This window comes from Streptomyces sp. NBC_00876, assembly GCF_045207435.1.
Classification (GTDB): Bacteria; Actinomycetota; Actinomycetes; order Streptomycetales; family Streptomycetaceae; genus Streptomyces.
Map to the genome: position 1 here is coordinate 4,898,959 of NZ_CP108800.1, position 25,879 is coordinate 4,924,837.

At 71.9% G+C, this 25,879-nt stretch carries 23 protein-coding genes and 1 pseudogene; 16 read left to right on the forward strand and 8 right to left on the reverse strand.

The window, feature by feature from the left end:
• Nucleotides 1-178 precede the first annotated feature (178 nt).
• Both OG782_RS21480 and OG782_RS21485 read left to right on the forward strand, forming a co-directional pair.
• Nucleotides 179-1,561 carry a transcriptional regulator gene (locus OG782_RS21480; protein WP_406453351.1) on the forward strand — a complete coding sequence of 461 codons (1,383 nt, stop codon included), beginning with the start codon at nucleotides 179-181 and terminating at the stop codon, nucleotides 1,559-1,561.
• A 197-nt stretch (nucleotides 1,562-1,758) separates the two neighbouring features.
• Complete coding sequence (locus OG782_RS21485; protein ID WP_406453353.1) at nucleotides 1,759-3,270, forward strand: hypothetical protein; 1,512 nt, start codon at nucleotides 1,759-1,761, stop codon at nucleotides 3,268-3,270.
• Between the two features lie 75 nt (nucleotides 3,271-3,345).
• Here the strand turns inward: OG782_RS21485 and OG782_RS21490 are convergent, their stop codons facing one another.
• Nucleotides 3,346-4,626: an ABC transporter substrate-binding protein gene (locus tag OG782_RS21490; protein ID WP_406453355.1), complete on the reverse strand. Its 1,281-nt coding sequence runs from the start codon at nucleotides 4,624-4,626 to the stop codon at nucleotides 3,346-3,348.
• A 174-nt stretch (nucleotides 4,627-4,800) separates the two neighbouring features.
• Between OG782_RS21490 and OG782_RS21495 the strand changes: the two genes are divergently transcribed.
• Nucleotides 4,801-5,247, forward strand: a complete 447-nt coding sequence (locus tag OG782_RS21495; RefSeq protein WP_406459191.1) for a hypothetical protein — start codon at nucleotides 4,801-4,803, stop codon at nucleotides 5,245-5,247.
• Nucleotides 5,248-5,275: 28 nt separating this feature from the next.
• Nucleotides 5,276-6,154 carry a formyltetrahydrofolate deformylase gene (gene purU / locus OG782_RS21500; RefSeq protein WP_406453357.1) on the forward strand — a complete coding sequence of 293 codons (879 nt, stop codon included), beginning with the start codon at nucleotides 5,276-5,278 and terminating at the stop codon, nucleotides 6,152-6,154.
• 17 nt (nucleotides 6,155-6,171) lie between these two features.
• Here the strand turns inward: purU and OG782_RS21505 are convergent, their stop codons facing one another.
• Both OG782_RS21505 and OG782_RS21510 read right to left on the reverse strand, forming a co-directional pair.
• Nucleotides 6,172-7,536, reverse strand: a complete 1,365-nt coding sequence (locus tag OG782_RS21505; RefSeq protein ID WP_406459193.1) for a zf-HC2 domain-containing protein — start codon at nucleotides 7,534-7,536, stop codon at nucleotides 6,172-6,174.
• A gap of 8 nt (nucleotides 7,537-7,544) precedes the next feature.
• Entirely contained in the window at nucleotides 7,545-8,156 is a 612-nt protein-coding gene (locus OG782_RS21510; RefSeq protein ID WP_406453359.1) for an RNA polymerase sigma factor, read from the reverse strand.
• A gap of 397 nt (nucleotides 8,157-8,553) precedes the next feature.
• Between OG782_RS21510 and OG782_RS21515 the strand changes: the two genes are divergently transcribed.
• Together OG782_RS21515 and OG782_RS21520 are read left to right on the forward strand one after the other, a co-directional pair.
• Complete coding sequence (locus OG782_RS21515) at nucleotides 8,554-8,925, forward strand: STAS domain-containing protein (protein ID WP_406459195.1); 372 nt, start codon at nucleotides 8,554-8,556, stop codon at nucleotides 8,923-8,925.
• Nucleotides 8,926-9,028: 103 nt separating this feature from the next.
• Nucleotides 9,029-9,550: an EF-hand domain-containing protein gene (locus tag OG782_RS21520; protein WP_406453361.1), complete on the forward strand. Its 522-nt coding sequence runs from the start codon at nucleotides 9,029-9,031 to the stop codon at nucleotides 9,548-9,550.
• 447 nt (nucleotides 9,551-9,997) lie between these two features.
• Here the strand turns inward: OG782_RS21520 and OG782_RS21525 are convergent, their stop codons facing one another.
• Entirely contained in the window at nucleotides 9,998-11,533 is a 1,536-nt protein-coding gene (locus OG782_RS21525) for a class I adenylate-forming enzyme family protein (RefSeq protein ID WP_406453363.1), read from the reverse strand.
• A 145-nt stretch (nucleotides 11,534-11,678) separates the two neighbouring features.
• Between OG782_RS21525 and OG782_RS21530 the strand changes: the two genes are divergently transcribed.
• The 4 genes from OG782_RS21530 (at nucleotide 11,679) to OG782_RS21545 (ending at nucleotide 16,047) form a co-directional block, all read left to right on the forward strand.
• Nucleotides 11,679-12,872: an amidohydrolase family protein gene (locus OG782_RS21530; protein WP_406453365.1), complete on the forward strand. Its 1,194-nt coding sequence runs from the start codon at nucleotides 11,679-11,681 to the stop codon at nucleotides 12,870-12,872.
• Between the two features lie 11 nt (nucleotides 12,873-12,883).
• Nucleotides 12,884-14,041, forward strand: a complete 1,158-nt coding sequence (locus tag OG782_RS21535) for an acyl-CoA dehydrogenase (protein ID WP_406453367.1) — start codon at nucleotides 12,884-12,886, stop codon at nucleotides 14,039-14,041.
• A 7-nt stretch (nucleotides 14,042-14,048) separates the two neighbouring features.
• Nucleotides 14,049-14,996, forward strand: a complete 948-nt coding sequence (locus tag OG782_RS21540; RefSeq protein WP_406453369.1) for an acyl-CoA dehydrogenase family protein — start codon at nucleotides 14,049-14,051, stop codon at nucleotides 14,994-14,996.
• Nucleotides 14,997-15,492: 496 nt separating this feature from the next.
• Entirely contained in the window at nucleotides 15,493-16,047 is a 555-nt protein-coding gene (locus tag OG782_RS21545) for an ATP-binding protein (RefSeq protein WP_406453371.1), read from the forward strand.
• A 43-nt stretch (nucleotides 16,048-16,090) separates the two neighbouring features.
• On the opposite strand, the gene OG782_RS21550 is transcribed toward OG782_RS21545, so the two are convergent.
• Entirely contained in the window at nucleotides 16,091-17,017 is a 927-nt protein-coding gene (locus OG782_RS21550; RefSeq protein WP_406453373.1) for a cyclase family protein, read from the reverse strand.
• Nucleotides 17,018-17,100: 83 nt separating this feature from the next.
• On the opposite strand from OG782_RS21550, the gene OG782_RS21555 reads away from it, so the two are divergent.
• Both OG782_RS21555 and OG782_RS21560 read left to right on the forward strand, forming a co-directional pair.
• Nucleotides 17,101-18,018 (forward strand): SDR family oxidoreductase, encoded by a 918-nt coding sequence (locus OG782_RS21555; RefSeq protein ID WP_362544058.1) that lies wholly within the window; start codon nucleotides 17,101-17,103, stop codon nucleotides 18,016-18,018.
• A gap of 550 nt (nucleotides 18,019-18,568) precedes the next feature.
• The gene (locus OG782_RS21560) at nucleotides 18,569-19,618 is read left to right on the forward strand and encodes a Zn-dependent alcohol dehydrogenase (protein ID WP_406453375.1); all 1,050 of its coding nucleotides are present in this window, start codon (nucleotides 18,569-18,571) and stop codon (nucleotides 19,616-19,618) included.
• On the opposite strand, the gene OG782_RS21565 is transcribed toward OG782_RS21560, so the two are convergent.
• Complete coding sequence (locus OG782_RS21565; protein WP_406453377.1) at nucleotides 19,615-20,637, reverse strand: GlxA family transcriptional regulator; 1,023 nt, start codon at nucleotides 20,635-20,637, stop codon at nucleotides 19,615-19,617. The genes OG782_RS21560 and OG782_RS21565 overlap by 4 nt on opposite strands.
• 165 nt (nucleotides 20,638-20,802) lie before the next feature.
• Between OG782_RS21565 and OG782_RS21570 the strand changes: the two genes are divergently transcribed.
• Both OG782_RS21570 and OG782_RS21575 read left to right on the forward strand, forming a co-directional pair.
• Nucleotides 20,803-22,065: an MFS transporter gene (locus tag OG782_RS21570; RefSeq protein WP_406459197.1), complete on the forward strand. Its 1,263-nt coding sequence runs from the start codon at nucleotides 20,803-20,805 to the stop codon at nucleotides 22,063-22,065.
• Nucleotides 22,062-22,481: a DUF2809 domain-containing protein gene (locus OG782_RS21575; protein WP_406453379.1), complete on the forward strand. Its 420-nt coding sequence runs from the start codon at nucleotides 22,062-22,064 to the stop codon at nucleotides 22,479-22,481. The genes OG782_RS21570 and OG782_RS21575 overlap by 4 nt, the downstream gene beginning before the upstream one ends.
• Here OG782_RS21575 and OG782_RS21580 read toward each other — a convergent pair.
• Complete coding sequence (locus OG782_RS21580; RefSeq protein WP_406453381.1) at nucleotides 22,438-22,770, reverse strand: hypothetical protein; 333 nt, start codon at nucleotides 22,768-22,770, stop codon at nucleotides 22,438-22,440. The two genes, OG782_RS21575 and OG782_RS21580, sit on opposite strands and share 44 nt — an antisense overlap.
• A gap of 224 nt (nucleotides 22,771-22,994) precedes the next feature.
• Here OG782_RS21580 and OG782_RS21585 point away from each other — a divergent pair, with 224 nt between their 5' ends.
• Nucleotides 22,995-24,320 (forward strand): MFS transporter, encoded by a 1,326-nt coding sequence (locus OG782_RS21585; RefSeq protein WP_406453383.1) that lies wholly within the window; start codon nucleotides 22,995-22,997, stop codon nucleotides 24,318-24,320.
• A 180-nt stretch (nucleotides 24,321-24,500) separates the two neighbouring features.
• Here the strand turns inward: OG782_RS21585 and OG782_RS21590 are convergent, their stop codons facing one another.
• Nucleotides 24,501-25,124 (reverse strand): flavin reductase family protein, encoded by a 624-nt coding sequence (locus OG782_RS21590; RefSeq protein ID WP_406453385.1) that lies wholly within the window; start codon nucleotides 25,122-25,124, stop codon nucleotides 24,501-24,503.
• A gap of 154 nt (nucleotides 25,125-25,278) precedes the next feature.
• Between OG782_RS21590 and OG782_RS21595 the strand changes: the two are divergent.
• Nucleotides 25,279-25,872, forward strand: a pseudogene (locus OG782_RS21595) (phosphatase PAP2 family protein); the annotation flags it as partial.
• Between the last annotated feature and the right edge of the window lie 7 nt (nucleotides 25,873-25,879).

A 25,879-nucleotide genomic window follows, 5' to 3' on the forward strand; every position in this document is an offset into this window, starting at 1 on the left:
CGGGCGGGTAGCCACATACGGGAAATCCGGCGCAGTTCGCTCGGCATCATAGGGGGCTTGCCGTGACGAACGAGGAGAGACGCGATGAAAGTGACCATCACGATGAATCGGTGCATTTCTCAGGCATATGTCGGGCAGTGATCCTGTCATCGATCACTGCGGCCTCAGGGGGAGAAACATGTCAGCCAGGCCTCTCGTCGCACGCCAGCCGAACGAACGGCTCCAGGCGCTCATTCAGGAAGCCGGATGTTCCAACGCGGGCCTGGCCCGCCGCGTCAACATGGTCGGGGCCGAGCGCGGTCTCGATCTCCGTTACGACAAGACCTCCGTGGCCCGCTGGCTGCGCGGGCAGCAGCCGCGCGGCAGGGCGCCGGGCATCATCGCCGAGGCGCTCGGGCGCAAGCTCGGCCGTACGGTCACGATCGACGAGATCGGGATGGCCAACGGCAAGAACCTGGCCTCCGGGGTCGGTCTTCAGTTCGCCCCGACGGTGATCGGGGCGATCGAGCAGGTCTGCGAGCTGTGGCGCAGCGACGTCGGCCGCCGCGACTTCCTGTCCGGTTCCGCGGTCGCGTCGTCGGCGCTGGTCGAGCCCAGCAGGGACTGGCTGATCACCGGCGCGGACCCGCAGGTCGCGCGGGCCGCCGGGGCCCGGGTCGGGATGCCGGACGTGGAAGCGGTGCGGGCCACGACGGCCGCGCTGGTCGACCTCGACCACCGCTTCGGCAGCGGCCATGTGCGGCCGGTCTTGGTGCACTACCTCAACAGCGTGGTCTCCGGGCTGCTTTCGGGGGCGTACCGCGAATCGACCGGGCGGCAGTTGTTCGCGGCGGTCGCGCGGCTCACCGAGCTCGCCGGGTACATGGCGATCGACACGGGCCAGCCGGGTCTCGCCCAGCGCTACTACATCCAGGCCCTGCGCCTGGCCCAGGCGGCGGGCGACCGTGCCTACGGGGGCTATGTGCTGGCCGCCTCGATGAGCCATCTCGCGGCCGAGCTCGGCAACCCGCGCGAGATCGCCCAGCTGGCCAGGGCGGCGCAGGAAGGGGCGCGCGGACGGGTCACCCCGAGGGCGGAGGCGATGTTCTACGCGGCGGAGGCGCGCGGCCACGCACTGCTCGGCGATGCCCGCACCTGTCAGGCGGTGGCGGGACGGGCGCTGGCGGCGCTGGAGCAGGCCGATCCGGACACGGGGGACGACCCCGACTGGATCGCCCACTTCGACCACGCCTACCTGGCCGACGAACTGGCGCACTGCCACCGGGATCTGGGTCAGGCCGAGGCGGCCGCGCGCCGGGCCAAGGAGTCCCTGGACGGCCTCCCGGAGTCCCGCGCCCGCCGCCGCGGCATCGGGCTGGCGCTGCTGGCCACCGCGCAGGTGCAGCTGCGCGAGGTGGAGCAGGCCTGCCACACCGGGACGCGGGCGATGGAGCTGCTGGGCACGGTGCGCTCCAGCCGGGGCGCGGAGTATCTGGAGGATCTGCAACAGCGTCTGGTGCCGTACGGGGACGAGCCCGCCGTACGGGAGTTCGGCGCCCGGATGGAGTTGCAGGCGGCCTGACCGAAGAGACCCGTCCGGGCCCGCACGAGCGTCTGACCAGGCGATTGTGCGCGTCCGCCCGTTAACTGCGCCACGGGCGGGCAGGGCGTTACACCCCGTGTGAAGGGGTGGTGAGCGACCGCGGGCACTTGGCGGACGGCGGCAGCCACCCGATAGCGTGAGCCGACGATTCCATAGATACACACGTAGGAGTCCCGGTGACACAGAGCGGACAGGGCGACGAGCAGAACCTCCCTGCTGTACGACCCGCGCACGAAGGCGTCGTGCTGCCCGCGGGTGGCGGCGAGCCCTGGACGCCGCCGGGACCCGCGGACCGGGCGGCCCCCGCCGGAGGGCAGCCCTGGGGGCAGCCCTGGGGCCCGCAGGCACCGCACCAGGACCCTGCGGCACAGGGACAGGACCAGGGCGCGTACGGCCAGAACCAGGGCGCGTACGGCCAGGGACAGCAGCAGTACGGACAGCAGCACGGGCAGCAGTACGGGCAGGGGGCGCAGGCTCCGGCTTACGGCCAGGTCCCGCAGCCGCCCCAGCCGCTGCCGCCCGTACAGCAGCAGCCGCCGCAGTCGCCCTACGCCCAGCCGCTGCCGCCCGAGGCCGTGCCCGGCATGGGGGCGGGGGGCGACGCGGAGGCCACGCAGTTCATCGCGCCGGTGCCCGCGGGCCCGTCCGGCGGGCTGCCGCCGGAGAGCCCCGCCGAGTCCACCACGTTCCTGGGCCGCGCCCCGCAGCAGGGTTACCAGCAGCCCGGCGGTCACGCCGCGCCGCCCGCACCCGGCGGCCAGGACGCCGACGAGACCCAGTACATACCCCCGGTGCCCGGCGGCGCCCCGTACGGCATCCGGCCCGGAACCCCCGGTGAGCGGCAGCCGCCCGCCGAGTTCGACAACCTCTTCCGCAGCGACGAGCCCGCGGGCGCCACGCAGCAGATGCCCCGCTTCGACCCCGCGCAGCACCAGGGCGGAGCACACCAGGGCGGGCAGCAGCCCTACCAGGGCGGCCGGCCGCCGCAGGCGTACCAGCAGGCGCCCGCGTACACCGGACCCGAGGACGGACTGCCGCAGGACGGGCAGGACGGCCGGCGCAAGAAGTCCGCGCACATTCCGCTGATCGCGGCGGTCGTCGTCGCCTGCGCCGTGATCGGGCTCGGCGCCGGCGCCCTGCTGAGCGGCGGCGACGACGAGAAGGACAACAAGCAGCCGGTGGCCGCCGCGAGTTCGCCGGCCGCCAAGGCGCCCGAGCAGCCCGCGGCCGACCCGGCGAAGCCGCAGGCCGAGGCACTCGACAAGCTGCTCGCGGACAGCAACAACAGCAGGGCCGCGGTCATCGGCGCGGTGGAGAAGACCAAGAGCTGCACCGATCTGGACCAGGCCGTGGCCGATCTCAAGGGCGCCGCCCAGCAGCGCCGCGATCTGGTCACCCGGCTCAAGGGCCTGTCGGTCGACAAGCTGCCGGACAACGGGCAGCTGACCGCATCCCTCACCCGGGCCTGGCAGGCGTCCGCCTCGGCGGACGACCACTACGCGGCCTGGGCCGCGCAGGCCAAGAGCAAGAAGGTGTGCAAGCACGGCAAGGCCCGCACGACCTCACAGACGCAGCAGGCCACCGTGCAGAGCGGCGAGGCGAGCAAGGCCAAGCGCCAGGCGTCCGGGCTGTGGAACACCATCGCGGCGAAGTACGGCCTGACGAAGCGCGAGGCCACCGCGCTCTGAGTGCGGAGCGGGGGCGCGAGCCGCCCCCGCCGGGCCCCGGACCACTCCCGTCCGGGGCCTGGGATGCCGGATGTCTCAGCCGGTCGCGCTGGCGTCCGCAAGGGTCTGCGTCACGTCCACGAAGCCCTTCTTGTCGGCGACCAGCCGGCCCTCGCGCACGACCTGGAACGTCACCTTGCTGTTGACGATGCGCGGGTACGAGGAGGAGCCGAGCATGTCCTCGTAGCGCCAGCGCAGTACGGGGGTGAGACCTCCGGTGTTCACCCGGGTCCCCCGGTTGAGCGCCTTGGCGACCTTCCAGGACGTGATCTGCGACGTGTGCAGCGTCTCGATGACCGACTTCAGCGCGCTGTACGCGATCCAGGTGGTCTGCACGCCCGTGTCGTCCGGGTCGATCCGGTTGTCGCCGAAGGCGTGCTTGCTGATCACCTCCCGCATCGGGTCCCAGCGGGCGTCGCCCGGGGCCGGGTACCAGCCGGTGACGTACGCGCCCTCGAGCGGGCTGCCGCGGCCGCCGGTGCGGTCGATGAGCGGCTGTCCGATGCTGCCGAGCACGGAGGAGATCCGTACCGACGCGCCCGTCGGCTCCAGCCGCCGGAAGGAGTCGAAGAACGTCTGTGTGCGATCGCCGAGCACGGCCGTGACGCACCCGCCGTCCGTGCCCGCCCCCGCCAGTGCCTGCCCGGCCGCCTCGTCGTACGAAGTGGCCGTCTCCGCCGCACGGATGTCGGCCGGTGCGGGCCGGTGGGCCGCGGCGAGGCCGGTCCTGAGGAGCCACGACTGTCCGTCGCCGGCCAGCGTGTCCGGCCGCACCAGGGAGATCCGGCTGCAACTGCGGGCCAGCTGCTCGGCGTTGCCCGCCAGCAGCGCCGACTGGCCGCCCATGACCGGGTAGGACATATAGCTCCGGAACTCCTCCTCGGAGGCGCCGTACCCGCCGATGTACGGGATTCCGGCGACCTCGAGGGGAGTCATGAACGCCCGCCCGTGCCGGCTGTAGGAGCCGAGGACGGCGACGGCGCCCTCCTTGACGGCCCGGCGGGCGCAGTTGCCCGCACCGATCGAGGTGTCCTGCTCGTCGCAGGTGATCACGCGCAGCTCGTGCCCGTCGATCCCGCCCTCGCCGTTGATCCAGCGGGCGTACGTCTGGGCCATGGCGGTCATGCCCGCCATGCTGGCGGCGTCCGGACCGGAGGCGCCGCTGGGTGCCCAGGTGACGACGGTGACGGGCTCCCTGGAGTCCCCCGAGGCCCCAGGGAGCACACCGCAGCCGGTCATCAGCAATGCCCCTGCCGCCACCGCACCGGTGAACGAACTGAAGGAGCGGGGGAGGGTGGGGCGTCGCCGTCCGGTCATGACCCCAGACAATTCCCGCCCAGGGGTAACGCCGCAGTGTGCTCCGTTCAACGCTCGGTGACGTACAGGTGAATTCCAGGGGCCCGTACGGGAAGCCGAAAAGGGAACGTACGATCGACAACCGTGCAGCAAGGTTCCGAGAACTCTTCCCGTCGCGGCCGTCGCTCCTCCACCATGGGCGGCATGCCGCTCAATGACATTCCTTGGTGGCGCTGGCGCAGCAACGTGCGCTCGGCGCTGCACATGCTCTCCGACCCCGTCTTCCACCACGAGTGCTGGCTGGCCGGCCGGGAGGGATACGGCGACGTCACCGACGCCGTGTACCGCCTGGTCGAGGACACCTGGCTCGACAACTGGTCCGCCGAGAAGTACGTCGGCACGGTCTTCCGGGACTCCGGCGAGGCCGCCCTCGTCGACGTCGCGGTGCTGCGGGTGCTGCGCATCATGCACCAGGTCGGCGCCGACGCCCCCGTGTCCGCCTATCTGGAGCACCACGGCTGGACGGAGGCCGTCCGGGCCGCCCGCGAGGCCCATGTGCTGATCGCCACGAACGACGGCGAGGACCCCGACGTCCCGCCCCGCTCACTGGACGTGCTCCGCATCATGACCAGGACCGCCTGATATCCGGACGGTGTGGCACGCTACGGGGATGACCGCGCCGCAGCCCGCAGAGACCGTCCCCGAGCAGTACGTCCTCACGCTCTCGTGCCCTGACAAACAGGGCATCGTGCACGCCGTGTCGAGCTATCTCTTCATGACCGGCTGCAACATCGAGGACAGTCAGCAGTTCGGGGACCACGACACGGGTCTGTTCTTCATGCGCGTGCACTTCTCGGCGGACAGCCCGGTGACCCTGGACAAGCTGCGGGCGAGCTTCGCCGCGATCGGCGACTCCTTCCGGATGGACTGGCAGATCCACCGCTCGTCGGACCGGATGCGGGTCGTGCTGATGGTCAGCAAGTTCGGCCACTGCCTCAACGACCTGCTGTTCCGCTCCCGGACCGGGGCGCTGCCGGTCGAGATCGCGGCGGTCGTCTCCAACCACACGGACTTCGCCGAGCTCGTCGCCTCGTACGGCGTTCCCTTCCGGCACATCCCGGTGACCAGGGAGAACAAGGCGGAGGCCGAGGCGCAGGTGCTGGAGCTGGTCCGCGAGGAGAACGTGGAGCTGGTCGTACTGGCCCGCTACATGCAGGTCCTCTCGGACGATCTGTGCAAGCAGCTGAGCGGCCGGATCATCAACATCCACCACTCGTTCCTGCCGAGCTTCAAGGGCGCGAAGCCGTACCACCAGGCGCACGACCGCGGTGTGAAGCTGATCGGTGCGACGGCGCACTACGTGACGGCCGACCTCGACGAGGGGCCGATCATCGAGCAGGAGGTCGAGCGGGTGGGCCACGGCGTGACGCCGGACCAGCTGGTCGCCATCGGGCGCGATGTGGAGTGCCAGGCGCTGGCGCGCGCGGTGAAGTGGCACGCGGAGCGGCGCATCCTGCTGAACGGCCGCCGTACGGTGATCTTCGCGTAGCGCCTCTGGGCCGGTGCTCAGAGTCTGCTGAGCGAGGCCGCCGCGAAGAGCACCTCCTGGATCGCCTCGCGGTCCCCGCGCTGACCGGCCGCCGCCTCCACGGGCGGCACATGGCCCGCCACCAGCTGGCAGAACTCGACGCCGTCCAGCGCGACCTGCGCCACCGTGTGGTCGGGGGAGCCGACGGCGGCGGGGGAGTCCAGCGCGATGTACCAGTTGCCGCCGCCCGAGCCCTCCACCTCCAGGTGCAGCGAGCGTCCCGGGGAACCGGCCGTCACCAGATGGCGGGCCGGACCCGCGAGCCCCGCCCGGCGCCGCTGGGCCAGGGCGGCCGGCAGCATGCGGGCGGCCAGATCGATCATCCGGTTGAGGTGGGCGCCCGACGGTGGATCGTACGGATAGTCCACCGCCTCCGCGATGTCGTCGGCGTGCACCCAGCACTCGAAGGCGCGGTCCAGCAGGGCGTCCTGCAACGGCAGCGCGAACTCGCCGTAGGACACGGAGAGTTCCGAGACACCGCGGCCCGCGAAGGACACCGTGCGGATCAGGGTGTGGCTCTGGTCGCGCCACGGCCCGCGGACCGACCGGGTCGGCGGCCGCCGGGCGGAGGACCAGTACGTCTCGGTGCGTGCGGTGGGGGCGAGCGGCAGCCCGGAGCCACGGCGCGGGCTGCCCGGGATGCTGTCGGCGAGCGGGTCGTCGAGGCCGAGAGCGGCGCTGACCAGCCCGTCGACGGTCATCAGGTGACCGATCACCCCGGCGACCGTCGTCTTGCGATTCACCCCGCGCTCGTCCTCGAACCACTTCAGCCGCACCGGGGCGTGCCACTCGGAATCGCCGATGTCGCGCAGCAGCGCGTCCAGCCGGGCCGTCTCCGCGTCGTACGGCGAGGCCCACTCCGGCACCGGGATCCTGGCGGGCCGCCGGCTCAGGCAGTTGTCCAGCACCCGGTTCCGCAGCATCGGATCGAGATCCAGGCTGCGGTCGGTGTGCAGCAGGGTGACCGCGTCACGCAGCCGCAGTGCCTCGTCCGCGCAGGGGGCGCACTCCGTGAGGTGTGCCTCGACGGCCTCGGTCTCCTCGGCCGAACACGCGGTGAGCGCCCAGGCACCGAGCAGCGCCTGCAGAACGCGGTGCGGGAGCACCGGGGGTTCCGGCAGGTTCGTGGCGACCGGCACCGGCGCGCTGTCCGCCGGCTTCCCTGCCGGTTCACGGGCGGCCGGTTCATCCGGCGGATCCGGGTCCGCCGGTTCGTGGTCCGCGTCCGGACGGCCGGTTTCGGGCAGAGGCAGACGGCTCAGGTCGAAGTCGTCCGCGGCGGCCCGGGGTCCCGGTATACGCCGGGCGCCGCGCACCTCGTCGTCCTGGCCGTGGCCGTTCATGTCGTCGGTCACAGCGACCGTCCGTATCCGGGCGGCGCCGAGCCCTCCAGGGGCCGGGTGTGGGCGGTGGACAGCAGCTGGAGCCCGAGCCGCAGCCGGCGCCGCGCCTCGTCCTCGGTGACACCGAGGTCCGTCGCGGTCTGCCGGTAGTCGCGGCGCTGGATGTACGCGAGCTCGAGAGCGGCCCGCAGCGGTGCGGGCATGGACGCGACGATGTAGTCGGCGCGGGCCGCGGCGGTGGCCCGGCGCACGCGCTCGTCCAGATCGGCGGGACCGGCGGCCGCCCCGTCGTACTCCCCGTACCCGCCGTACGGCCCGTCCCCGTGCGCCGCGGTGGCGGCGGTGCGCAGCCGCTGCACGGACTCGCGGTGCGTGAGCCGGGCCACCCAGGACCGCATGGAGCCCTGCTTGGGGTCGTAGGCGTCGGGGTTCTCCCACACGTAACCGAAGACCTCGCGGGTCACCAGATCCGCGGCGCTCTCGTCGTCCAGCATCCGGTTGGCCTGGCTGTGCACCAGGGAGGCGAACCGGTCGTACAGCTCACCGAGGGCGGCCGCCTCGCCGCGTGCCAGCCGCTGCTGCATCATGCGGTCCCAGCGCGGTGGTGTGTTTTTCGCCATGAGACCCCCAGCCGTCTGCCGTCAGGGCCTGACGCCCTGTACCCCTCGTCACATCGAATGTAGTCGGCCCCGCAGACGGAGCACGCCCCTTTACGGCAAGTACGTCCCCGCGGACGCCCCGGATGATAGGGAATGCGTCATCACTCGACGACGGAATCGGACCTGAAGTGATCATTTATGCCTGAAACACTTCCGGGCCTTCCTGCGGGAAGCGGTGTTTCACGGGGTGTGCGCCGGGGCAGCCGCGAGGGGGAACGCAAACTTCCGGATTGCCGGAATCCCCCGGAATCCCCGGAACGAGAGGCCCAGTCGCGTGAGTACACCTTGCCCTCCTGGAAACCACCCTCAGGCTGCGCCCGTCCACGCCCCCTGGCTCACCCAGGACCGTTCCCGGAAGCTGCTGGACGTGGCCGAGACCCAGCAGGGCGTGTGGACCGTGCTGCGCATACGCGGTGAGCTGGATCTGGTGACCTCACCCCTCGTTCGTCAGTCCGTCCACGGCGCGGTCGCCGTAGGCCGCCACGATGTCGTGCTCGACCTCTCCGAGGTGCTGTTCTGCGACTCGAGCGGTGTCGGCGTGCTGATCGCCTCGCGCCGCCTGATGCGTTCCTGCGGGGGCCGGCTGCGGCTGATCCTGCCCGCCCGGGGCGCCGAGGAGGGCTCCCACGTCAACCGGGTGCTCGCCGCGCTCGGGGTACGCCGGCTGTTCGAGGTCTACCCTGACCGGGACTCCGCCGTGGACGACGAGGCCGAGCCGCTCTCGGCCTGAACGGTGCCCGGCCGGCGGCCGGCGCCGCGTTTAATACCAGGTTGTCACACCGGTGACGCGCGTAAGTGACACGTGACGCCTTTCGGCGTCGTACGCTCCCCGCATGGACAGCGCAGAATATGAGCGCAAGATCGCCTTCCGCTTCGCCGCCTTCGACCAGGACGGCAACGGATACATCGATCGTGCGGATTTCAACGCCGCCGCGGCCCGTCTGCTCGCCGAATTCGGTACGACGGCCCGCTGCGACAAGGGGCAGGCGCTCTACACCGGAGCCGAGGCGTTCTGGCAGGGCATGGCGGGCATCGCCGACGTCGACGGGCACCAGCGCGTCACCCGTGAGGAGTTCGTGGGCGGCGCGGTCAAACGCCTCCGCGACAACCCCGAGCGCTTCGCGGAGATCGCCCGCCCCTTCCTGCGGGCCGCGATCGCCGTGGCCGACCGGGAGAACGACGGAGCGGCCTCGGTGGCGTCCGTGGAGCGGGCGCTGCGGGTGCTCGGGGCGAGCCAGGACGCGGCGGCGTTCGCCGCGACGAGCCTGGACGCGGACCGGGACGGACGGATCGCGGAGGACGACGCGGTGGTGGCGTTCGCCGCGTACTTCACTGTGATCGAGCCCGACGCGTAGTCGCCCCGGTCCGGGGCGCGGGGTTCCGTCCTCAATCGCCGGACGGGCTTGGTGGGGGTCCCCCGCGGGGTGCGCTCCTGCCCGGTGGTGGGGGTCCGGTGCCCCTCCGGGGAGACTCCTCAGACGACGAACGTTCGGCGGGTACGCAAGCGACCCGGGTCGGTGTTCGTCGTCCTGCGGGGACTCCCCTGCACGGCCCCGGACCGGCCGCCTTGCGTCTGCGGCAGCAGTACCGCCGACGTACACACGCGATGGCGGCCGGGTGGGGACGTGCAGGGGAGTCCCCGCAGAAAATGGCGTACGACCCGGGTCCCTGTTCGTCGTCGGGTGCACACGCCATTTTTGAGGAGTCTCCCCGGAGGGGCCCCACCCCCACCCACCGGACAAGGCGCACCCGCGGGGCACCCGCACACAAGCCCGTCCGGCGATTGAGGACGGAACCCCGCGTCAGGCGAACCGCTCCCGCAGCCGGTACTTCAGGACCTTGCGGAGCGCTTCGTTGCGGGGGAGGGCGTCGACGAGTTCCAGTTGTTCGGGGAGCTTGTGGACGGACAGGCCCTCGCCGCGCAGGTAGGCCGTCAGTTCGGGGAGGGTGAGGGGGGCGGCGCCGGGCGGCTGCTCCACCACCGCGCAGACGCGTTCGCCGCGTGACTGGTCCGGGAGGCCTATCACCGCCGCGTCGCCCACGCCGGGGTGGCGGGCCAGGAGGTCCTCTATCTCCTTCGCCGAGATGTTCTCGCCCTTGCGGATGATGATGTCCTTCAGCCGGCCGGTGAGGACGAGGTGCCCGCTGGGCCTGACGTGTCCTACGTCGCCCGTGATCAGGAAGCCCTCGGCGTCGAAGGGGGAGGCGGAGGCCAGATAGCCCCGGCAGACCGCCTCGCCGCGCAGGCGGACCTCGCCGTCCGTGTCGTACGGCAGCGGCTTGCCGTCCTCGTCGGTGATCCGGATCTCCATGCCCTCGGGCGGGCGGCCCTCCGTTTCGGCGAGCTGTTCCACCGTGTCGTCAGGGGCGCCCATCGTGATCATGGGTACCTCGGTCATGCCGTAGCCGTGGGTCAGCTGGACGCCCATCTCGCGGACCACCGCGTGGTAGAGCTCCGGGGGCTTCGGGGCGCCGCCGCCGGCCAGCAGGCGGAGTGTGGGGATGAGCGGGGTGGCCGGGTCCTTGCGCTGTTCCGTCAGGAACATGGAGTAGAAGGCCGTGGAGCCGCCCGCGACCGTCACCCCGTGGCGCCGGTAGCCCGCAAGGGCCTCCGGCATCGCGAAGTGCTCGAACAGCACCGCGGGGAACCCGTACAGGAGCAGCATGACCGCGTAGTCCGGTCCGCCGACGTGGGCGAAGGGGAAGGCCACCGAGCCGGTGTCGTCCGCCGTCAGGTGCAGGGCGTGGGCCAGGCAGGAGCCGCCCGCGATGAGGCTGCGGTCGGTGTGCAGGACGCCCTTGGGGTCGGACGTGGTGCCCGAGGTCCAGTAGATCCAGCGCACCGCCGTGCCGTCGGTGGGGGGTGGGGGCAGGGTCGACGGGTCGCCGTCCGGGAGGGCGTCGTACGCCTCGAAGATCTGGGGCGGGTGCGGCAGGTCCGCGGAGAGGCGGGCGGCCATCGCGGTGTGGTCGAAGCCGCGCCAGGTGCCCGGCACCGCGAAGAACTCCGCCTTCGACTCGCGCAGCGCGAAGCCGACCTCGCGGTCGCGGTAGAAGGGGATGACGGGTGTCTGCACCGCGCCGAGCCGGGTCAGGGCGAAGGACAGCAGCACCGTCTCCAGCCGGGTCGGCAGTTGCCAGGCGACGACGGTGCCGGGGCGTACGCCCATGGCGTACAGGCCCGCCGCCACGAGTTCGGCCCGGGTGCGCAGTTCGCCGAAGGTGAGCCGGCGGTCGTCCTGGATCAGGAAGGGCCGGTCCGGCGTCAGGGCGGCCCGGTGTTCGATGAGCTCCCAGAAGGTGCCCGATGCACCCAGGGCATGTGCGGTCTCGTTCACGGCGAACCCCTCACAGCTGACGGGTAGTCAGATCGTGCGGAGAGCGTAGAGCGCTGCGCCTTGTCGGTCCAGGGGTGCGGGGCTAGCCTGAGGGCGACGTCAAATCTGACGGGTCATCAGAAATGCGTGCGCCGAAGGGGACACCATGACGGAACTGCCTCGGATCGTCAGCGTCGACGACCATGTGATCGAGCCGCCGCACCTCTTCTCCACCTGGCTGCCCGCCAAGTACCGCGAGCGCGGCCCGCAGCCGCTGACCGCGGGCATCGGTGAGCTGGCGTACACCGGCGGCAAGTACGTGATCACGATGGATCCGGACGGGCCGCCCACCGACTGGTGGATCTACGAGGACCTCAAGTTCCCGTACAAGCGGAACATCGCCGCCGTGGGATTCGACCGTGACGACATGACGCTGGAGGGGATCACCCGGGCCGAGATGCGACGGGGGTGCTGGGATCCCGCCGAGCGGCTGAAGGACATGGACCTCAACCATGTCGAGGCGAGCCTCTGCTTCCCCACGTTCCCGCGGTTCTGCGGTCAGACCTTCGCCGAGGCCCACGACAAGGAGGTCGCGCTCGCCTGCGTCCGCGCCTACAACGACTGGATGGTCGAGGAGTGGTGCGGGGACAGCGGCGGCCGGCTGATCCCGCTCTGCATCATCCCGCTCTGGGACATCGATCTGGCGGTCGCGGAGATCCGGAGGAACGCGGCGCGCGGGGTGCGGGCGGTGACCTTCTCGGAGATCCCCACCTATCTCGGGTTGCCGTCGATCCACACCGGGTACTGGGACCCGTTCTTCGCCGCCTGCCAGGAGACCGGCACGGTCGTGAACATGCACATCGGGTCGAGCTCGCAGATGCCCGCCGCCTCCCCGGACGCCCCGCCCGCAGTCCAGGCCTCGCTCTCCTTCAACAACGCGATGGCCTCGATGATGGACTTCCTGTTCAGCGGGGTGCTGGTGAAGTTCCCGCAGCTCAAGCTCGCCTACAGCGAGGGCCAGATGGGCTGGATCCCGTACGCCCTGGAACGCGCCGACGACGTCTGGGAGGAGCACCGGGCCTGGGGCGGGGTGCGCGATCTGATCCCCGAGCCGCCGTCGACGTACTACTACCGGCAGATGTTCTGCTGCTTCTTCCGGGACAAGCACGGCATCGCGTCACTCGATGTGGTGGGGCGCGACAACGCGACGTTCGAGACCGACTACCCGCATGTCGACTCGACCTTCCCGAACACCAGGGAGGTCGCCCTCGACCACGTCAAGGGACTGGACGACGAGACCATCTACAAACTGATGCGCGGGAACGCGATCAGGATGCTCGGTCTCGACCTCGACAAGTAGGCGCGTGCGTCATGGACCTCGCGTACACGGAGGAAGAAGAGGCTTTTCGGGCACGGCTGCGGGAGTGGCTGGGCTCGGTGCTCCCGGGGCTGCCCGGGAAGCCGGATCCAGGTGACTGGCCTGGGCGCAGGGCGTACGACGCCGGCTGGCAGCGGCTGCTCCACGACGCCGGGTACGCGGGCCTGCACTGGCCCGCGGACGCCGGCGGGCAGGGCGCCACCCCCACCCAGCACCTGATCTTCCTGGAGGAGACGGAGCGGGCCGGGGCGCCCTACGTCGGGGCGAACTTCGTCGGGCTGCTGCACGCCGGGCCCACGATCGCCGCCGAGGGCACCGCTGAGCAGCGGGCCCGCTGGCTGCCGCCGGTGCTGCGCGGCGACGAGATCTGGTGCCAGGGCTTCAGCGAGCCGGAGGCGGGTTCCGACCTGGCCTCGCTGCGGACCCGCGCGGTGCGCGACGGCGACGACTACGTGGTCAGCGGGCAGAAGATCTGGACGTCGCACGCGGAGGTCGCCGACTGGTGCGAGCTCCTGGTCCGGACGGATCCCGGGGCGCCCAAGCACCGCGGGATCAGCTGGCTCGCGATGCGGATGGACGCCCCCGGTGTCACCGTCCGGCCGCTGCGCACGCTCGCCGGGTCCACCGAGTTCGCCGAGATGTTCCTGGACGAGGTGCGGGTGCCCGTCTCGCACCGCGTCGGCGCGGAGAACGACGGCTGGCGCGTCACCATGGTCACGCTCTCCTTCGAGCGCGGCACGGCCTTCGTCGGCGAGGTCGTCGCCTGCCGCCGCACCCTGGACGCGCTGGCCGCCGAGGCCCGCAGGAACGGACGCTGGGACGACGCGGTGCTGCGGCGGAGGCTGGGCAGGCTGAACGCCGAGTTCCGGTCGCTGTGGCGGCTCACCCAGTGGAACGTCAGCGAGGCGCAGGCCAGTGGGGGAGTCCCCGGGATCGGCGGCTCGGTCTTCAAGCTGCGGTACTCGCACGCCCGCCAGGAGCTGTACGAGGCGGCGGCCGAGGTGCTCGGTGCGGGCGACGCCCTCGATCTGGACCGGGAGTGGGTGCTGGACCGGCTCTCCTCGCTCTCGTACACGATCGCGGCCGGCACCTCGCAGATCCAGCACAACATCGTCGCCGAGCGGATTCTCGGCCTGCCGAAGGGGCGGTGAGCGGAGGGTGGACTTCCAGCTCTCGGAGGATCAGCGGGCGCTGCGGGCGGGGATACGGGACCTGCTCGCCGGCCGGTTCGGCAGGGACCGGATGCGAGCGGCGCACGAGGGGGGAGGGGGTGTGGACCGTGGGCTGTGGCGGGAGCTCGGCGCGGCCGGGTTCTTCGCGCTGCGGCTGCCGGAGACGGCGGGCGGGGTCGGCCTCGGCCTCCCCGAATCCGTACTCCTGTTCGAGGAGATCGGGCGGGTGCTGCTGCCCGGCCCGCTGGCCGCCACCCAGCTCGCCGCGGGCGCGGTGAAGGGGGCGGCCGAGGGTGAGGCCGTGGTGGCCCTCGCGGAGCCGGGGCGGCCCGTGGGGCACCTGGACGAGGCCGATGCCCTGCTGGTCCTGGACGGGGACCGGCCGCGGGTGCTGACCGGCGGGGCGCTGCGCCGGGTGGTGGACGAGGCCAGGCCCGTGCGGTCGCTCGACCCGGGTACGCCGCTGTGGCGGGTGCCCGACCTCGCCGACCATGGCGGCGAGCCGCTGGCCGACGGGGCGCGGCTGCGCTGGGAGGGCGCCCTGCTGGCCGCCGCCGAGCAGCTCGGCAGCGCCGCCCGGAGCCTGGAGGCGGCGGTCCAACACGCCGGTGAGCGCGAACAGTTCGGCGCCCCGATCGGGTCCTTCCAGGCGGTCAAGCATCTGTGCGCCGGAATGCTCGTGCGCGCCGAGCCGGCCCGTACCGCGCTCTACGCGGCCGCCGTGACCGGGGACCCGGTGGAGATCGCCGGGGCCAAACTCCTCGCCGACGACGCGGCCGTCCGCAACGCCCGCGACTGCCTCCAGGTGTACGGCGGCATGGGCTTCACCTGGGAGGAGGATGTCCATCTGCATCTCAAGCGGGCGTGGCTGCGGGCCGGGCAGTGGCCGGCGGCGGCGGACGCGGAGGAGGTGCTGGCAGCCGATCTGGGCTGAATCCGGCCGGTGTGTGTGCCCGGTGCACGCACGTGACGCGACGGACCCCTGAGGTTCACGCTGTGCAGTGACGCAGCGCAGTCGGCACGTGCCGAGACCGGCTTGTGTCCTATGCGTGATTCGTCACGGGCCGGAGTCGGCGCCGGGCTCGGGTACGCTCCGTTGGATGCGAGTGGTTCTGGAACCTGGCGATCCGGATGTGGCCTGTGCGGCGACTCCGGTCCGCGAGAGGTGCCCTGCTCGTGATCCATACAGAGGGGCCGGGCCTGCCGAGGAAACGATTCTCGGGGCTCTCAAGGTCTCGGAGCGCCTCTGTTCGACTCTCCGCAGCGTGCGTCGCACAGTATGCACCACGCGTACTCCTTCGCGCTGGAATATGCCCGAAGCGCTTGTTGCGGTGACTGTACGTCAACCATGCTGTCTCGTAAGGGAATCACGTTCCGTGACCCTGAGGAGGCGCGAGGCGATGTGTCCGCCGGTTCGGATGGTGTGAGCGGTGCAGGTGCTTCAGGTTCAGTTGGAGGTCGGGCCCGACCCCGCAGAGGTCGGACGGGCCCGCAGATGGGCGCGTTCGAGGCTCGTCGGGTCCGGGATAGGAGACGACGAGCCGCTGGCCGAGACGCTCATCCTGCTGATCTCGGAGCTGGTCACCAACGCGGTCGTGCACACCGGCTGTCCGGCCGTGCTGCGCATGCTGTTCGGCTCGACGGGAGCGCCGGGGAACGCCGGAACCGTCCGGGTCGAGGTGGCCGACACCAGTTGTCGCCCCCCGCAGCAGCGGCACGCGAAGGGTGAGGACACCGGCGGCCGGGGCCTGGAGCTGGTCGACGGGCTGGCCGACCGCTGGGGCTGGCAGCCCGAGGGCGCCGGCAAGCGCATCTGGTGCGAGGTCGACCGGTCCGACCCGCTGATCCAGGCGCAGATGCACCCCGGCGGTCATGGGGTGGGTGCGCAGGCCTCGGCGCCGTGCGACGGCGCAAGCTGTGACGCCTGCAGGCGGGAGGCGGGCGCCGCCTACGAGCCGTCGCACGCCGGTACGCCTCGCGGGTAGGCCCCGAGGGGGTGTGAGTGGGTGCCGGGGCCGTCGTGGCCGTTCACAGGATGGCGACGGGTGCGACCGGTGTGCCGGTGGCGCCGACGAAGGGCTCCGGCATGGCGGAGAGCAGGAAGGCGTAGCGCCCCTCATCCGCACAGGCTGTGGACAATGCCTCCAGGTTCCAGTTCTGGCCCTGGAGCATGCCCATCTCGACCAGGTCGAGCGCGTGCACCCCCAGCCACAGATCCTCGATCTCCGGCGGGAAGATCTCGAAGGTCAGCGTGTCATTGGCGACCGCGGCCACATCGCGGGCCCGGAACCACTCCGGCGTCCGGATCGACAGACCGGGTGACGGATAGCCGTACGCGTTCTTGTCACCGGCCAGATACACCTGCACCTGCCCGGTCCGTACGAGCACGATGTCACCGGACCGCACCCGGACCCCGGCCAGTTCCTCGGCCGCGTCCAGGTCCTGGGGGGTGACGGCGTGGCCGCCGGGCAGCCGGTCCACGCCGTGGGCGCGGGCCACATCGAGGAGCACCCCGCGCGAGACGATGTGCGGCGCCTTGTCGATGCCGCTGAACTGCGCGCCGCCGTGGGCGGTGATGGTGGCGGCGGGCCGGCCGTTGTAGATCTTCCCCGAGTGCGAGGCGTGGGTGAGGGCGTCCCAGTGCGTCGCGGTCTGAAGGCTCAGGACCGCGGTGTCGTCGCTGGTGGCGACGGTGCCGGGGCCGAAGAGCTCCTGATTGATCTGGATCATCGTGTGCAGCGGGTTGATCCGTCCCGGGATGAGGCCGCTCTGCACCCCGTCCTGCTGGAGCGGGAGCGCGAGCGGGATCCGCAGCCCGCTGCGGACGGTGGCCGCGGCCTCCCGTACGACCTCGTCGGTGATCAGGTTGAGCGTCCCGATCTCGTCGTCCGCGCCCCAGCGCCCCCAGTTGTTCACGCGCTTGGCGAGATCGTGGAATTCGTCCGGCAGTGACATGGCGCCTCCTGGGGCTTGTGCCGGTGGACCTGATGACCCATAGAATCTAACGGTCCGTCAGAAACCGCGGGAAGGGGCCGGGCATGGGGAACTTCTTGGCAGGCAAAGTGGTGGCCGTGACCGGCGCAGGGCGCGGCATAGGGCGAGCCGTCGCGCTCGCCGCGGCGGCCGAGGGGGCGAGAGTCGTGGTCAACGACTACGGCGTCTCCATCGAGGGCGGTGAACCCGCCAGCGAGATAGCCGAGTCCGTCGTCAAGGAGATCGTGGCGGCGGGCGGCGAAGCGGTCGCGGTGGCGGACGACATCTCCACCATGGCCGGCGGGCAGCGGGTCGTGGACACCGCACTCGCGCAGTTCGGCCGGATCGACGGGGTCGTCTGCGTGGCCGGCATCCTGCGCGAACGGATGCTGTTCAACATGTCCGAGGCGGAGTGGGACCCGGTGGTCGCCACCCACCTCAAGGGCACGTTCACCGTCTTCCGGGCGGCCTCGGCGGTGATGCGCAAGCAGGAGGGTGCCGGCACGCTCATCGGCTTCACCAGCGGGAACCACCAGGGCAGCGTGGCCCAGGCCAACTACAGCGCGGCCAAGGGCGGGATCATCTCGCTGGTCCGCAGCGCGGCGCTCGGTCTGCACAAGTACGGGGTCACGGCGAACGCGGTCGCGCCGGTGGCGCGCACCCGGATGTCCGCGAACGTCCCCATGGAGCTCAAGGAGATCGGCGAGCCGGAGGACGTGGCGGCGCTCGTCGTCTACCTGCTCAGCGACCGGGCGCGCGCCGAGAAGATCACCGGCCAGGTCTATACGATCGCCGGCCCGAAGATCGCGGTCTGGGCCCAGCCGAGGGAGCTGCGCGCGGGGTACGCGGAGGGCGCGGCGTGGACACCGGAACGCATCGCGGACTTCCTGCCGGGGACGGTGGGGACGGATCCGATGCCGATGCTTGCGCAGCTGGAGGAAATGGCGGCAGCGGCGAAGGCCGCGGCACGCCCGAACGCCTAGCCCGGCGGCTCGCCCACCCTCGCGGGGCGGGGTGCGCCCTCGCCCCCTTGCGGGGGTGGGTGCGCCCTCTTCCCCTCGCGGGGTGGGTGCGCCCTCTTTCCCTCGCGGGGTGGGGTGTGCGCCTCTACCCCTTGCGGGGTGGGTGCGCCCCTCTACCCCTCTGCGGGGCGGGATGCGCGCTTCTTCCCCCTGCGGGGTGCGAGGCGCATATTCAGCCCCTCCGGCGATTGAGGAGCGGGGGTGCGGGGGCGGAGCCCCCGGTTGGGGCCGAGCCACGCTCGGGGGCGGAGCCCCCGGCTGGGGCCGAGCCACGCTTGCCGGGCGCGGGCGCGTCGCCGGGGCGCTGCCCCGGACCCCGGTCCTCAATCGCCGGACGGTCTGAGTTTCGCCCCGTACGTGTGCGAGTGCGGGATGGGGCGGCCACGCGAGCCGGGGTTGCGGGACGGGCTTGATTTGGCCCCGGTCGCGCAAGCCGGGGTCGCCGGACGGGCCCCGGGAACGTAAGGAACACCACCGCCGAGCGCGTGCTCGGCCTACCGAGGGAGTCGGGATGAGAGGCGTCGTATTCGACGGCAAACGGACCGAGGTCGTCGACGATCTGGACATACGTGACCCGGGACCCGGCGAGGTACTCGTGGCGGTGGCCGCAGCCGGCCTCTGCCACAGCGATCTGTCGGTGATCGACGGGACGATCCCGTTCCCCGTGCCGGTCGTTCTCGGGCACGAGGGCGCGGGCGTGGTCGAGGCGGTCGGCGCGGGCGTGAACCATGTCGCGCCCGGCGACCACGTGTCCCTGTCCACGCTCGCCAGCTGCGGCGCCTGCGCCCAGTGCGACCGGGGCAGGCCCACGATGTGCCGCAAGGCGATCGGAATGCCGGGGCAGCCGTTCTCGCGGGGCGGCAAGCCGCTCTACCAGTTCGCGTCCAACTCGGCCTTCGCCGAACGGACCCTGGTCAAGGCCGTGCAGGCGGTGAAGATCCCCGCCGACCTGCCCCTGACCTCGGCCGCCCTGATCGGCTGCGGGGTGGTGACGGGAGTCGGAGCCGTACTCAACCGGGCCAAGGTCGACCGCGGCGACAGCGTCGTCGTGATCGGCACCGGCGGCATCGGGCTCAACGTGATCCAGGGCGCCCGGATCGCCGGCTCGCTGAAGATCGTGGCCGTCGACTCCAACCCGGACAAGGAGGCGGTGGCCCGGCAGTTCGGCGCCACGCACTTCCTCACCTCGACCGAGGGGGTCAAGGAGATCCTGCCGCACGGTGCGGACCACGTCTTCGAGTGCGTGGGCCGCACCGAGCTGATCCGGACCGCGGTCGACCTGCTGGACCGGCACGGCCAGGCGATCCTGCTGGGTGTACCGGCGGCGACGGCCGAGGCGTCGTTCCTCGTCTCGTCGATGTTCCTGGACAAGTCGATCCTGGGCTGCCGCTACGGCTCCTCGCGCCCGCAGCGGGACATCGCCCTGTACGCGGAGCTGTACCGCGAGGGGCGGCTGCTGCTGGACGAACTCGTCACCGAGACCTACCCGGTGGAGGACTTCGCCAAGGCGGCGGACGACGCCCACCACGGGCGCGTGGCGCGCGGGGTGCTGGTCTTCTAGAGCGCGGGGGACCCCCGGCGTCCCCCCGTACCCACCGGCCTGTCGGTCGACCGGAACGTGCGCCGGTACACCGTCGGCGACACCCCCAGCGCCGCCTGCAGATGCTGGCGGAGCGAGGTGGGTGTGCCGAATCCGGCGTCCCGCGCGATCCGGTCGATCGACAGATCGGTGGACTCCAGCAGCCGGCGGGCCCGCTCCACCCGCTGCCGGGTCAGCCACTGCACCGGGCTGATCCCGACCTCCTCGCGGAAGCGGCGGGTGAACGTCCGTACGCTCATCGACTCCTGCTGCGCCATGTCGCGCAGCAGGATCGGCCGCTCCAGCCGGCCGAGTGCCCAGGCGCGTGCGGTGGTCGTGGCCGCGAACCCCGTGTCGGGGACCGGGCGCTGGATGTACTGCGCCTGGCCGCCGTCGCGGTGCGGCGGTACGACCGTGCGCCGGGCGACGTCGTTGGCGACGGCGGCGCCGTGGTCGCGGCGCACCATGTGCAGGCAGAGGTCGATCCCGGCGGCGACCCCGGCGGACGTCAGGACGTCCCCGTCGTCGATGAACAGGACGTCCGGGTCGACCCGGACGGCGGGGAAGAGCGCCTGGAAGTGGTCGGCCGAGGACCAGTGGGTGGTGGCCGGGCGCCCGTCGAGGTACCCGGCCGCGGCGAGGACGTAGCTCCCGGTGCAGATGGAGACCATCCGGGTGCCCGGCCTGATGTACGCGAACGCGGCGGCGAGCTCGTCGGTCAGCCGGCCCTCGCTGTAGACGGGGCCGAGTTCGTAACTGGCGGGGATCACCACGGTGTCGGCCGTGGCGAGGGTCTCGGGGCCGTTCTCGACGGTGATCGTGAAGTCCGCGTCGGTGCGGACCGGGCCCGGCGGGCGGACCGAGCAGGTCACGACTTCATAGAGTTTCCGGCCCCGGTTCAGCGGTTCGGAACCGAGTGAGCGGCCGAAAATCCTTTGAGGGATGCCCAGTTCAAAGGGGAGCAGCCCGTCAAGGGCGAGAACGACGACGCGATGCGGCACAGTGGACTCCCTTCACCCCTAGCTGGTATAGACCATAAGCTGATACATGTCATCGGTGTGAAGGAAAAGTCAGCAGACCCCGCGTGCATTCCCGCCGCGGACCACGAGAGCGCTTCGCGCGATTCGCGTCATTCGTCCCCTCCGTCATCCCCTTCGTCATCAGCTCTGCCGTCGCCTCCGGCGTCACCTCTTTCGTCATCCCCGTCCTCCCCGCTGCCTCCTCTGCCCGTCGAGCCGGACCGGCTCTGGAACCGTAACTTCCGGCTCTTCTTCGTCGCCCGGACCGCAGCGCTCTTCGGCGACGGAATGATCCCGGTGGCACTCACCGCGGGTCTGCTGGGCGCCGGGCGGCCGCACTCCTCCGTGGGTTTCGCGCTGGCGGCCTGGATGGGCCCGCTGGCACTGTTCGTGCTCTTCGGCGGGGTCCTGGCGGACCGGTTCACCCCGCGCCGGATGATGATCATCGCCGATGCGCTGCGGCTGGTCGGGGCCTCGGTGCTCGCGGTCTCCTTCGCTGTCGGCAACCCGCCGCTGTGGGCGGTGTACACGCTGAGCGCGGTGGCCGGGGTGGGGGCGGCGCTCTTCCAGCCGGGAGTCGCCTCGACCGTGCCGCGGGTGGCCTCCGACGTGCAGCGCGGCAACGCGGTGCTACGTGTCTCCGAGGCTCTGATGACCATGGCGGGCCCGGCGTTCGCGGGCATCCTCGTCGGGCTGGCGAGTGCCGGAGCGGTCTACGCGGCGAACGCGTCGACGTTCCTGGTCTCCGGCATCTCCCTCTTCCTGCTGCGGCTGGCCCCGGGCCCGTCGGACGAGGCGCCGCGCGGCACATTCGCCGCCGAACTGCTCGACGGATGGCGTGAGTTCAGGGCGCGCAGCTGGCTGTGGGGGGTCATCGCGATCTGGACGGTGTACGGCTTCGCCGTGATCGGCCCGATGCTCCCGCTGACGGCCGTCGAGGTCACCGAGGCCCATGGCTCGGGGACGTACGGCGCGATGATGGCGGTGAACGGCGCGGGCAGCGTCGTCGGCGGACTGCTGGCCCTGCGGCTGCGGCCGCGCCGCCCGCTGGCGGCGGGCGCCGTGGCCCTGACCGGGGTGTGCGTGAACCTGGTGGTGCTGGGGCTCGGGCTGCCGGTCCCCGCCCTGGGCGTGGGGCAGTTCGTGGCGGGCGCGGCGTTCGCGTTCTGGCTGGTGATGTGGTCGACGACGGTCCAGACGCATGTGCCGCCGGAGGCGCTCAACCGGCTGCACGCGTACGACGTGGCCGGATCGCTCCTGATGCTGGCGGCGGGCCGCGCGCTCGCCGGACCCGTCGCGGACCGGGTGGGCGCACCGGAGGTGCTGCTCGCCGGGGCGGTGATCAACATGTTGGCGGTCGGCGTGCTGCTGGCGGCCCGGCCGATCCGGCGGCTGGAGCGGATCGGGTGAGCGGGCCCGTCCGAAGTGCCTCCCGGGCCCGGTGCGTTGCGGCGGGGGCGGCCGTGGTGACGGTCGCGGCCGGGCTCGGGGTGCGTACCGTGACGGACGGCGCCTTCGCCAAGTACGCGGGGGACGCGCTCTACACGGTCCTGATCTGCGCCCTCGTCGCGCTGTGCGCACCCCGCGCCCGGCCCCTCGCCGTGGCCGGCGCCGGGCTGGGGATCAGCTGGGCCGTCGAACTGCTCCAGCTCACCGGCGTCCCTGCCGCACTGTCCTCACACAGCGCGGTGGCACGGCTGGTGCTCGGTTCGACGTTCAACGCGCCCGATCTGTTCTGGTACGCGGTGGGGGCGGCGGCCGTCCGGGGTGCGTACGCGGCGGCTACTTGGCGCGAGCCCGCTCCTCGGACTTCTGCATCTCGATGACCTGGAGGACGTGTGCGCTGGTCTGCCGGCGCACACTGCCGGCGACGAGCAGCGCCGCTCCGGCCACCGAGAGCGGCGCGGAGAGGGCCAGGAGGATCAGCTGCTTGGGCATGGTGCTGTCCAGCTCGCAGACCGACGACGCGCGGAAGCAGTACAACGTGTCGTCCTGATCCCACAGCAGGAAGCCGAGCCACACCCACAACACGCAGGCGGCGAGCAGCAGTACGGCACCCCACCCCTGCATCAGCGCGGACCGGTGGTGGAAGTTCTGGCGTGCCACCCACTGCATGAGATTCCCCCGGGGACGTGGACGAAGCGGCGTGGACGCGCAGGCGCGGTGCGCGGTGGGCCCGGCCGCCGATCGACGCAGATCGTACGCGCTTCCGGGCCACCGGCCCCGGGCCGGGCGGCGGGCGGGTCGTGGGCGGCGGGGCGGGCCATGGCCCGATCCCTGCGAACCATGTCCTTCGGGCCACTCGTGAGGAGGGCGGCGGGGACCGGATGCTGGGCCACGTGACCCAGACAACCGAACCCGTCGCCCGCGACGACAGCCCGCGGACCGGCATCGAGGCGCCCCGGCGCCGGCGGATCCACCGCGCCTGGATCGTCGCCGCCGTCACCTTCGTGACGATCATCGGCGGCGCCGCCTTCAACGCCCTGCCCGGGTTGCTCATCGACCCCCTCCACAGGGAGTTCCACTGGTCGCGCGGGGAGATCGGCCTCGCCGTCTCCCTCGACATGGCGCTGTACGGGCTCACCGCGCCCTTCGCCGCGGCGCTGATGGACCGGTTCGGTATCCGTCGGGTCGTGGTCGTCGCCCTCAGCGCGGTGGCCGCCGGTGCGCTCGCCAGCTACTGGATGACGGCCGCCTGGCAGCTGATGATCTACTGGGGGCTGCTCGTGGGCCTCGGCACCGGCGCGATGGCGATGTCCTTCTCCGCCACGGTGACCAACCGCTGGTTCGTCGCCCGCCGGGGTCTGGTCACCGGCATCCTCACGGCGGCGGGCGCCTCGGGGCAGCTCGTCTTCCTGCCCCTCTGCGCCTGGATCGTCGACCGGCACGGCTGGCGGCCCGCCTCGGTGACCGTCGCGCTGGCCGCCCTGGCCGTCGTCCCGTTCGTCTGGCTCCTGATGCGCGACCACCCGGCCGACCTGGGCCTGGCCCCGTACGGCGGCACGTACGTGGAGAAGCCCGCGCCCGCGCGCGGGGCGGCGAGCCGGACCGTACGCGTCCTGCTCGACGCGGCCCGCACCGGACCGTTCTGGCTGCTGGCCGGGTCCTTCGCGATCTGCGGGGCCTCGACCAACGGCCTGATCCGCACCCACTTCGTGCCCTCGGCGCACGACCACCACATGCCCATCACGGCCGCCGCCTCGCTGCTCGCCGTGATCGGGATCTTCGACATCATCGGCACGATCTTCTCGGGCTGGCTCACCGACCGCTTCGACGCCCGCCGGCTGCTGGCCGTCTACTACGCGCTGCGCGGGATCTCGCTGCTGTTCCTGCCGCTCCTGATGCAGGCCACCGTGGAGCCGCCGATGGTCTTCTTCATCGTGTTCTACGGACTCGACTGGGTCGCCACGGTCCCGCCGACCCTGGCCCTGTGCCGGGAGCAGTACGGCGACGACAGTGCGATCGTCTTCGGCTGGGTCCTCGCCTCCCACCAGGTGGGTGCGGCCCTGGTGGCGTTCCTGGGCGGGGTGGCGCGCGACCACTTCGGCTCGTACGACGTGGTCTGGTACTCGGCGGGGGCGCTGTGCGCGATGGCGGCGCTGATGGCACTGATGATCCGCCGGGTGAAGGAGGAGCAGCGGCTCTTGGGCGCCGTCGCGGTGTGAGCCGCGCAGCCGTGGAAGTGCCTGAAGCGCTCTCGGATGCTCAGCAGCTGAGGTGCTTGAAGCGCTTCAGTGTGCTCAGCCGCTGGAGTTCCTGAAGCCTCCTCGCGCGCTCAGCCGCTGGAGTTCCTGAAGCCTCCTCGCGCGCTCAGCCGCTGGAGTTCCTGAAGCCTCCTCGCGTGCTCAGCCGGCGAAGTGTCCGAACTTGCCCCGGTGGAACAGCAACGGTCCCTCCGCGTTTCCGTCCGCCGTCGCCCCCAGCGCCTCCACCCGGCCGACCACGATGAGATGATCGCCGCCGGTGTGGACGGCCTGGATGCGGCAGTCGACCCAGGCGGGCACGGTTTCCAGCAGCGGTGAACCGGTCGCCGGGGCGGGGGAGTGCGCCACCCCCGCGAACTTGTCGGCCCCGCTGACCGCGAAGCCCCGGCACAGCGGTCCCTGGTCCGCGCCCAGGATGTTGACGCAGAAGGCCCCGGCACGGGCGATGCGCGGCCAGGTCGTCGACGTACGGGCGACCATGAACGTGACCAGCGGGGGATCCAGCGAGAGTGACGCGAACGACTGGCAGGCGAAGCCCGCCGGGCCGCCCGGGCTGTCGGGGCCGCCCGGATCGTGCGCCGTGACGACGGTGACCCCGCTGGCGAAGTGCCCCAGCACATGGCGGAATTCGCCCGGATCGACGGGCAGCCGCTCGTCGTCGGCGACGGCCCGCAGATCCGGGCGCGGCAGTGGATCGACCCGTCCCGGACCGGCGGTCGTCGCGGCGCCGACGGACCTGAGGTAGCGGACGGCGGTTGCGGCCATGCCTGCGTGTCCCATCACCCTTCGATTAGAGCTGACGAGGCGTCAGATGGGAAGGGCCGGGGCAGCGGCACGGGTGACCCCCGACCTTCGTCAGGGGTCGGGCCTGCCGTTCGGCCCGGGATTTCCGGTCCCGCCGCTCCTAGGTTCGCTCCCCATGAGACGAGAAACCGGAAGCAGAACCCGGACCGCGCGGCCCCTGCTCGCCTGCGCGGTCCTGGGCGCGGGGGCGGCCGCCGTTGTGGGCCTCGCCCCGGGAGGCCTGGGGACCGACGAGGCCGTGGAGGTGACGGACGGCGCCTCGGCGTCGGTCTACCGCTCGCTGACCGGAGCGGTGGCGGACGCGCCCTCCTGGGCGGGGCACCTGCTGGAACTGGCCTGTGACGGAACCCTGGTCGTTCTCGGGCTGCTCCTGGTGTGGGTCTGGTGGAGGGCCGTACGCCGGGCGGACGCCCGGGTCTGCGCCGGCGCCGTGCTCACCGGGATCGGCACCGTCCTCGCGTACGCGGCCAGCGAGGCCGTCAAGCTCGTCGTCGACGAGGAGCGCCCCTGCCGGGTCCTGCTCCGCGGCGCCGCCGCGGTCGCCGAGTGCCCGCCGCCCGGCGACTGGTCCTTCCCGAGCAACCACGCCACCCTGGCGGCCGGCCTCGGGGTGGGCCTGGCCCTCGTGCGGCCGCGCCTCGCCGCCGTCACGCTGCCCCTGGCCGGAGCGGCGGCGCTGCTGCGGGTCCTGGTGGGCGCGCACTATCCGCACGATG